Genomic DNA, 7465 nt, shown 5'->3' with positions numbered 1-7465 from the left:
TTATATAATAAATAAATTAGATTGAACCTGTAGCTTGACTACATGTTCATTATACAAGGAGGACATATGAAAAAGACTGATTTGTTAGTAAGTATTCAGACTATAATATTGACTAGTATTGTTTCAGTGCTTTCAGTATTAGTTAATAGAGTTTCTTTAGTTAAAGAGGTTGACTTATCTCTTACTAAGATCATTCTTTCTGGAGTTGCGCTGAATGTTTTTGTATATTTTGTTCTGATTTTTCTTTTTAGCTTATTTGCTTATTTTGCAAATGCGTTGTTAAAAGATGTAACACCCTTTTCTTTTTTTATATCAAAAATAATTAGATCATTTTCTTGGCTTCCTTTGTTTTCAATTGCTAATTTTGTTATAACAATATTGCCATTATCGAATAGAATGATAGGTATTCTGATTATTATGCTCATTAAGTTCCCTGCGTATTTGTTACTTTTAAATAGTATTAGGAAAAATATTTGTATTGAAAAAAAATACTCAGTGAGCTCCTCTGTTATACTTTTAGTTCTATCTTTAGGTTTTATGATACTGTTTAAATTATGATATATGAGAGGTTAAGTTATGATAAAAATTGTCAATTTGAATAAAAGATACAACAACAAGGTTTTTATGAAAGATATCAACACTAAGATATCATCAGGTGAAATTACGCTATTATGTGGAAGAAATGGTGCTGGGAAATCCACGCTAATGAAATGTATATCTGGATTAATTAATTATTCAGGTGAGATTCAGATAGATAGCCATAATAACAAATCTATTATTTCCAAAAGAAAATTAGGTTATATTCCAGAGACGCCTGAAATATATGAGGATCTTACAGTTTGGGATCATATTGAATTCAATGCTCGTATTTATAAAATAGACGATTGGAAATCCAAAGCTGAAAAATTGTGTAAAGATTTTAATCTATTAGCTCACAAAGATAAGCTGGGTACTGAATTGTCAAAGGGGATGCTTCAAAAAACAAATATAATTATGACACTAATACATAATCCTGATACTCTGCTAATTGATGAGCCCTTTGTAGGGCTGGATCCTCAGTCAATAGATCAACTAAAGAAATACATGTTGATGTATAAAAATCACCATAAGACATTAATAGTGTCCACACATATATTAGATTCAATGAATTTAATATGGGACAGAGCTATTATATTAGGTGAAGGACAAATTTTAAGTGATATACGTTATGAAGAGTTAAATAGCAGACAATTATCTGAATATTTCTTAGAGCTTACCGACGGTAGCAAAGGAATTGATAAAAATGAATGATTTAAGATTTCTATTATTTCGTTTATTACGTAGAAAAATGGCTAGAATAAGTTCTATGGTATTTATTGTTCTGTTGGTGCTAAGTTATATACTTTTTTATAATAAAATAGGAAGTTCAAATATTGATATTATTGATATACATGGTGTATATCTTATTGGTCCTGTTATATTTTTTGTATATTGGATTCAGTTTTGCTGGCATTCTCCTTTCTTGTATAGTAAACAAGATAAATTTTATATAAAGATATTGCCGATAACACGTAATGAGGTAATCCAATATGGATATTTAAATAAGTTTTTTAAAGTCAGTATACCATTTTTTGTTATAATCACATATATATTTATAATTGTTATAAGATTTTCAGCTAATCCTTTACTAAATATTATGACTCTACTTCAATATATTATCATAATTGTTTCCACAGCTATGTTATTATCAGTCTTGCTTTGGCAGCTTCATATTAAACAGGTGAATAGAAGGATTATAATGTCCTTATCAGTGATAATATTTATTTTATTAATGTTTTGGTCACTTTTGAAAATAGGTAGAATAGAACCGTTCGCATCATTATACAACTATATTAATATTCTAAAGACATTTATGATACCTTGGACAATGTTACTTTCCTTTGTGTATGGGTATGTAGTATACTGGTTAGCAGCCTATAAAATTTTACAATATGAAGATACATTAGAGTATAATTCTTCGTCAATTGAGAGAAAAGTTAGCGATGTTAAAAATGACTTTTTACATTCTATATTAGCTCGCAGCTTAAGCGGGGGTGCTATTTTACTATTCAGGCAGATTCGTGCGGAAAAAGTTCAAAAGAAATTTATTCTACTGGATTTCTCATTGATCTTTGGTGTATTGCTCACGGTGATTTTTGGAGTCGGATTATCGCAAACGGTAAACAACAGTGGTGAACCTCTACCAACAAAATATGTCATTTTAATTAGTTCTGCTATTAGCTCTTTTGTTATTACTACAATGAGTACATCGAGAATATGGCTAAAGCAAATACAATATAATAGTTTTAGTCTATATCCACTTGCGACTTATGCTAAATATTTTTGGATTAGTTTGTTACCATTTTTTAAGTTTAGTTTATATAACATCGCTTCACTAATAATAGTAAGCAATATAGCAAGATCTTCAATTGTTGAGTTGTTGAGCTCCATTGCATATTCAGAATCAGTAATAATTTTTTCTATGTATATATTTTGTTTTGGAAGTTTAATAATAAGAAAAACTAACAAGAGCATGCAATCTATAGTAATGAGTTTAATCCTAACATCTGCAAATATAACATTAGCAATAATGTCATTTTTTATCATACTTATTTTTGGCAAGAAAATGGATATTCAACTTGCTGCAATTTTTACTGCATTAACTATTTTAGTAATATCATTATTGATATTAGCGTTGTTAAAATTGAATGATTATCGTATTAACATAAGATAATCGGTAGGTACATTAGAACCATGTATATCTGGCTCTGAGCTACGAACAGAAGCAAACCTACTCTTGACTAACAGCAATAAATTAGAGTAAAATAGAGATTTTATCTCAAAAAAACAAAGTCATCACTTACATTTTATAATGCAAAAAACTTTTTTCTTTTTTGCATAAAAAAACAGTACAATGAATATCCATTGCACTGTTTTTTATCAGCTATCTATTTCCCGATAGCCCCTTTAAACTATTAGATATTCTCTAAAAATTCATCATAGCTCATCATTCTATCAATCATTCCTTCTGGAGTGATTTTTATTATACGATTAGCTACAGTTTGTATGAATTGATGGTCATGAGAGGTAAATAATACATTACTCTTATAGTCCCGAAGCCCGTTATTTACTGCTGTGATTGACTCAAGGTCTAAATGGTTTGTAGGTTGATCTAGTAATAATACATTGGCACTACTTAGCATCATTCTAGATAACATACATCTCACCTTTTCTCCTCCAGATAATACTTTAGCCTTTTTTAGAGCTTCTTCTCCAGAGAATAACATTCTACCCAAGAATCCTCTAAGATAACTTTCAGATTGATCTTCAGAGAATTGACGCATCCAATCTACTAGATTTAGGTCTACATCATTGAAGAATTCAGAGTTGTCTTTAGGGAAGTAAGCCTTAGTTATAGTTACACCCCATTTGAATTCGCCACTATCTGCTTCTATTTCTTCCATGAGGATTTTAAATAATGTAGTGATAGATATTTCATCTCCTACAAAGGCAATTTTATCTCCCTTATTTATTGTAAAGCTTACATCCTTTAGAACAGTCTTTCCATCAATAGTTTTATTTAAATTATCTACCATTAATATATCATTTCCAACTTCTCTTTCAGGGTTAAAACCTACAAAGGGATATCTTCTACTAGATGGTTCTATATCATCTAAAGTAATTTTATCCAGTAATTTTTTACGGGAAGTAGCTTGTTTAGATTTAGAGGCATTGGCGCTAAACCTAGCAATAAATGCCTTTAATTCTTTAACTTTTTCTTCCTTTTTCTTATTTTGATCCTTTAGCATTTGTCTAGCCAACCTGCTAGATTCATACCAAAAATCATAGTTCCCTATATATAATTTGATTTTACTAAAGTCTATATCACATATATGAGTACATACTTTATTCAAAAAATGTCTATCATGGGATACAACAAGAACAGTACCTTCAAAATCTATTAAAAACTCCTCTAACCAATTGATAGATTTGATATCTAAGTGGTTAGTAGGTTCATCGAGGATTAATATCTCTGGCTTTCCAAATAAGGCTTGGGCTAAGATGACCTTTACCTTTTCAGAACCAGTAAGCTCACCCATAAGCTTATTGTGAATCTCTGTACTTATACCTAGTCCTTGAAGTAATGATGAGGCTTCAGATTCTGCTTCCCATCCATTTAATTCAGCAAATTCTCCTTCCAATTCGGCAGCTTTGATACCATCTTCATCGGAGAAATCTTCTTTCATATATATAGCATCTTTTTCTTTCATTATTTCATAAAGTCTAGAATTACCCATTATAACTGTTTCAATAACAGGATACTCATCATATAGATAATGGTCCTGTTTTAAAACTGACATTCTAGCTTCTTTAGGGATACTTATATCTCCAGTATTAGGTTCTATTTCTCCTGATAAAATCTTCAAAAATGTAGATTTACCAGCACCATTAGCTCCTATAACACCATAACAGTTTCCTGGGTTGAACTTTAAATTTACATCTTTAAAAAGTTGTTGATCTCCATATCTTAAACTTACATTAGTTACTGTAATCAAGTTATTATCATCCTTTACATAAAATTTCGCAATTAATCAATATTATATCATATTTTAATGGGGAATAGGCTATATATTGAAAGGTAAGAAAAGGATATTTTTAAGATATTATAGAATGATAAAAGTGGTAGTTAGTTGATGTGAATATCATAATTATCCTTTGTAATTTTTCTATATAGATTAGCTAATTTAAAATTTCAGAGATACCTTTTCTATAGTATAAATGATTTAAATTATATATCATAGTTCGTTTTCTAAAATAGTTAATGCCATTATTTGCATATTTCAATACTTCATTGAATTTATCTAAAATATGATAATTATATGAAACGTTGAAAAATATTTTTATTAACTTTTTCAACAGTCTGTGTAATATTACATTAAAAATATAAAAAGGAATGTAAGGTTATATATAGAAAATATATAGCATAGATGGAAAATACATTGTGTATCATATGAATCAGTATATTACTGACTAAGGAGGAAGGGGATTGATTACTAGACTAAAAAGACTTAATTTACCATTAATTATAGGACTAATAATTGTTTTAATAGTAATATTTGTTTCAATATATGGTGAACAATTGATAAATCTAGATCCATTTTCTACTTATTTTGGATTACCAAGTTTTCAAAATGGGACACTGGAAGTGGATAATCCATCCCATGAACCTAATGATTTAAATATTTGGGGAACTGATGTATTAGGCAGGGATGTATTTAGTAGAATTATATATGGTGCTAAATTAACTATTCAATTGGGAGTGATGATTGCTTTATTTAGACTTTTAGTAGCATTGCCTTTTTCATTTTTTGCTGGATTTGGAGGAAAAATAAGCTCAAAGATAATAGATATATTTAATACAATCTTTAGTGCTATTCCAGCATTAATAGTGAGTTTCATTTTTTTAAGTTTTGATGATATTAAGGAAATGGAAATAGAGTCGGCTTTTATAGCTTATGTAATTGTATTAACTTTTGTAGGATGGGCAAGAATTTCTACAATATTAAGGGATAGAATAGAAAATATATTATCCCAAGACTTTATTAAAGGAGAAATAGCAATAGGTAAGAATAAGCTTCAAATAGCCATAGAAAATGTGCTTCCCCATTTATTTGCAACTATTGTTATTTATTATTTTATAGAGATAAGTAGAGTGTTATTGATCCTAGGAGAATTAGGAGTTTTAGAAGTATATATTGGAAGGAATAAATTAAATTTAGGCACACTGGGACAATTGGGAATAGACGTAGAACCTAGTTATTATCCAGAATGGGGCTCTATGCTATCTTCCTCTAGATATGCTATAACAACATGGAAACCATGGATGGTTATATATCCAGCATTATCGTTATTTATTAGTATATTAGGATTTAATTTTCTAGGAGAAGGACTAAAAATAGAATTAAATAAGAGAAATTCAAAGCTTATAACTTTCATAAAACATATTCCTTATCATTTATCTCCAATAACATATATTTATCAAGTAAAAAATATTAAAAGGTATAAAAAGAGTATACTAATAAAGACAGCTTTAGTATTAGGGATAATAATTTACTTCATTATTCCATTCCCTAAAAGTAAAATTAATGTAAATGGAGAAGAATTATATTCCCATATAGAGGAATTATCTAAAAATAAATATGGAGGAAGAGAATTAGCCTCAGAAGGAAAAGAAAATACTTCAAAATATATATTAGCTCAATTAGAAGATAGTGGTATTGAGCCTTTATTCGGAAATAGTTATGTAAATGAAAGCTCCATAAAAGTAGATATTAAAAATGTGAGAGAAAGTGAACTATACATTAAAGGTGATGATGAAAATATACATTTTCAATTTCAAGAGGATTACAATATATTTAATGTAGCTTTAAATAGGACATCAGAAGATACTTATAGTGGAAAATTAAGTAGAAAAATATTATCTTTTGATAATTATATAAAGGAAAATTACGACAGAAGTGAAAGATATTTTATAGTTGTAGAACAAAGGGACAATTATAGTGATGATATGACTATGAAATTAACTCAAACTCCTTCTATAGATGGTCTTTTTTTTGCTGAATCAAATGATTATATTAAAGCTGAGTTTCCTATAGAGATAGGAGATTCCCTTGATAAGTTAGAAAATCCAATGAATCAAACTGGAATAATGAGTATATATGTAACTCCAGAAGTAGCTGAAATTCTTAAAACCCATGAGGGAAAGGAATTTGTTTATTATAACAATTTAGAATATGTAGATAAAACTGTTATAAAAAATATAGGGGGAGTTATCAGAGGTAGGGACTCAACAAAACCACCTATGATATTAACTTGTGATTATGATTATAGGGGACAGATTAATGGACCTAATGATAATGGGATATTATATAATGGATCATCAATTGCTGCAAATTTAGAGATCATAGATACTTTGAAAGAAAATAATTATGTACCAGAAAGAGATATTTATTTTATGTTTTTTGATGGATCCACTTCAAATGATAAAAAAGGTATGGATGCCTTTAGAAAGACTGATATATATAAGGATTTATCTGAAAATCACTTTATTATATGTTTAAATCATTTAGGATACAAAGATTCAGATACTTTATATTTAGATACATCATTACTAAATTCTACCCATAAGAATCATTATAATTTCACTAAATTGATAACTAAAAGGGCAAAAGAGCTAGATATAAATACAAAACGAGATAAGGTAGCATTTGCAGAAGATGGAATTAATACCATGCACATTCAAGGAAGTAGTGGAATATCTATAGGCTCGGCAAATGATGTGATTAGAGATGAAGTAGAATTTTTAGAACAAAATATTGATTCAATAGATAAAGAAAAATTGAGGCAGCAAGTCCAATTAATAATAGATTCTATAACGATGTATGAT

At 28.5% G+C, this 7465-nt stretch carries 5 protein-coding genes; 4 read left to right on the top strand and 1 reads right to left on the bottom strand.

Going from position 1 to position 7465, the window contains the following annotated elements; translation table 11 throughout:
• The first annotated feature begins 66 nt into the window (after window positions 1-66).
• From GOQ29_RS04355 to GOQ29_RS04345, 3 genes are read left to right on the top strand one after another with little or no spacing between them, the layout of a single operon-like run.
• The gene (locus GOQ29_RS04355) at window positions 67-558 is read left to right on the top strand and encodes a hypothetical protein (protein WP_203371418.1); all 492 of its coding nucleotides are present in this window, start codon (window positions 67-69) and stop codon (window positions 556-558) included.
• Window positions 559-576: 18 nt separating this feature from the next.
• Entirely contained in the window at window positions 577-1290 is a 714-nt protein-coding gene (locus tag GOQ29_RS04350) for an ABC transporter ATP-binding protein (protein ID WP_203371417.1), read from the top strand.
• Window positions 1283-2752 carry a hypothetical protein gene (locus tag GOQ29_RS04345; protein WP_203371416.1) on the top strand — a complete coding sequence of 490 codons (1470 nt, stop codon included), beginning with the start codon at window positions 1283-1285 and terminating at the stop codon, window positions 2750-2752. The genes GOQ29_RS04350 and GOQ29_RS04345 overlap by 8 nt, the downstream gene beginning before the upstream one ends.
• 241 nt (window positions 2753-2993) lie before the next feature.
• On the opposite strand, the gene GOQ29_RS04340 is transcribed toward GOQ29_RS04345, so the two are convergent.
• Window positions 2994-4574, bottom strand: a complete 1581-nt coding sequence (locus tag GOQ29_RS04340) for an ABC-F family ATP-binding cassette domain-containing protein (protein WP_203371415.1) — start codon at window positions 4572-4574, stop codon at window positions 2994-2996.
• 491 nt (window positions 4575-5065) lie between these two features.
• Here GOQ29_RS04340 and GOQ29_RS04335 point away from each other — a divergent pair.
• Window positions 5066-7465 (top strand): ABC transporter permease subunit (locus tag GOQ29_RS04335; protein ID WP_203371414.1); only part of this gene is annotated, 2400 nt, incomplete at its 3' end.

Origin of the sequence: Anaeromonas gelatinilytica (genome assembly GCF_016820635.1) — a bacterium.
Lineage (GTDB): Bacteria > Bacillota > Clostridia > Tissierellales > SIT17 > Anaeromonas > Anaeromonas gelatinilytica.
Note: the sequence above shows the minus strand (reverse complement) of the source record. Positions and strands in the feature narration are given on the sequence as shown.

What these genes read in the sequence shown, in the direction of transcription:
- GOQ29_RS04345 (WP_203371416.1), top strand. Translation starts at nt 1,283, where the DNA reads ATGAATGATTTAAGATTTCTATTATTTCGTTTATTACGTAGAAAAATG.
- GOQ29_RS04350 (WP_203371417.1), top strand. Translation starts at nt 577, where the DNA reads ATGATAAAAATTGTCAATTTGAATAAAAGATACAACAACAAGGTTTTT.
- GOQ29_RS04355 (WP_203371418.1), top strand. Translation starts at nt 67, where the DNA reads ATGAAAAAGACTGATTTGTTAGTAAGTATTCAGACTATAATATTGACT.